The sequence below is a fragment of the Exiguobacterium sp. s145 genome (genome assembly GCF_018618835.1).
Classification (GTDB): domain Bacteria; phylum Bacillota; class Bacilli; order Exiguobacteriales; family Exiguobacteriaceae; genus Exiguobacterium_A; species Exiguobacterium_A artemiae.
Genome location: NZ_JACSMV010000042.1, coordinates 1 through 1,670 on the forward strand (window position 1 = coordinate 1; position 1,670 = coordinate 1,670).

The 1,670-nt window shown below is 46.5% G+C and carries 1 protein-coding gene; it reads left to right on the plus strand.

Going from position 1 to position 1,670, the window contains the following annotated elements; translation table 11 throughout:
• Positions 1–69 precede the first annotated feature (69 nt).
• Positions 70–1,625 (plus strand): IS3 family transposase gene (locus tag KNQ07_RS15915; protein WP_251139591.1). Its coding sequence is split into 2 segments (ribosomal slippage): positions 70–709 and positions 709–1,625, totalling 1,557 coding nucleotides; the frame shifts between segments, so codons are not numbered across the junction.
• Positions 1,626–1,670 lie beyond the last annotated feature (45 nt).

Below are 1,670 nucleotides of genomic sequence, written 5' to 3' on the forward strand. Positions count from 1 at the left end.
GTGATATGCTCCCACAAAAGTAGACAGTTGAAATAACAAAACAGTCTACTTTTGAAGGGAGCTTTTTCTATGGCCACATCTAAATTTTTGTTTGATGAAAAAATACACATCATACAGATGTACGATAACGGAACATATACGTTAAAGGAGATTGCGTCGCTCTTCGAGCTTTCACTCGATACGTTGAATACTTGGCGAAGACGATACCGTCACGGTGGTGCCTTAGCTCTAAGTAATAGAACGGGATGGACACGCTATTCAGAAGAACTGAAAACACAAGCCGTACGCGCAGTGCTAGACCTTGAGGAATCACTCAGGAGTGCCACGCTAAGATTCGGCATCTCGAGTAAGAGCGTGCTTCAAAGATGGATTAGCCAGTATACTGGTCATAGTACTCAAGGGAAACCGTTGAAGGAGCGATTCACTATGACCAAAGCAAGAAAGACAACATTCGAAGAGCGCGTCGAGGCAGTTATGGACTGCATACAGAACCGGAAAGACTATCAACACACCATGAAGACCCATCGGGTCTCGTATCAACAAATCTACAGCTGGGTAAGGAAGTTCGAGAAAGACGGGATAGACGCACTGTTGGACCGCCGGGGACGTCGGAAAGCGGAGGAAGAATTGACCGCTGGAGAACGTTTCATGATTGAAATGAAACAACTCGAGAAAGAAAATGAGCGTCTGCGAATGGAGAACGCTTTCCTAAAAAAGTTAGAGGAGATCGAGAGGAGGTCACGTTAAGCCAAGTTCGTAATCGAGATAAATACGAGGCGATCCAGTCATTCGCAGCGAAATTCTGTTATCCCATCGTAGCCTTATGTGACCTTGCGGGTATCTCGCGTGCAGCTTACTATAAATGGTTACATCGTGTACCGACGGTACGGGAGACCGAGAACACACGGATCATCGAAGAGATGTGCCAGATTCACCATTCGGTGAACGGAATTTACGGATACCGCCGAATGACACTGAACCTGAAACGTCGCTTTGGCAGAAACGTCAACTCGAAGCGAATCCGTCGCTTGATGGGCTTTGCCCGAATCTACTGTGTCATCCGTCGAAAGCGTCCCAAATATATGCGCCACCTTCCTCAACAGACGACAGAGAATATCCTGAATCGTGATTTCCATGCGGCGGGACCGAATCAGAAATGGGTAACGGATGTCACGGAACTGAAGTATGGCGCATCCCACAAGGCGTATCTAAGTGCCATTCTAGACCTGTACGACGGATCCATTCGTTCGTTTGTCATCGGTCATTCGAATAACAATCAACTCGTGTTCGATACGTTTGAACGCGCCCTTCAGGGCGCACCAGAAAGCCAACCACTTCTACATAGCGATCGTGGGTTTCAATATACGTCGCATGCTTTCCGTCGAATGACGAAAGCAGCAGGCATTACACAAAGTATGTCTCGTGTCGGTAAATGCATCGATAATGGTCCGATGGAATCGTTCTGGGGCGCACTGAAGTGTGAGAGTTATTATCTACATAAGTTTGAAGAGTTCGACGAACTCTGTCATGCGATTCAGCAATACATTCGATTCTATAACGAAGAACGATATCAAGAACGACTAAACGGCTTGAGTCCGCTGGAATTCAGAGCTCAAGCCGTTTAAAAGATTTTTATTATTTCGCCTGTCTACTTGACGGGGAGCAGTTCA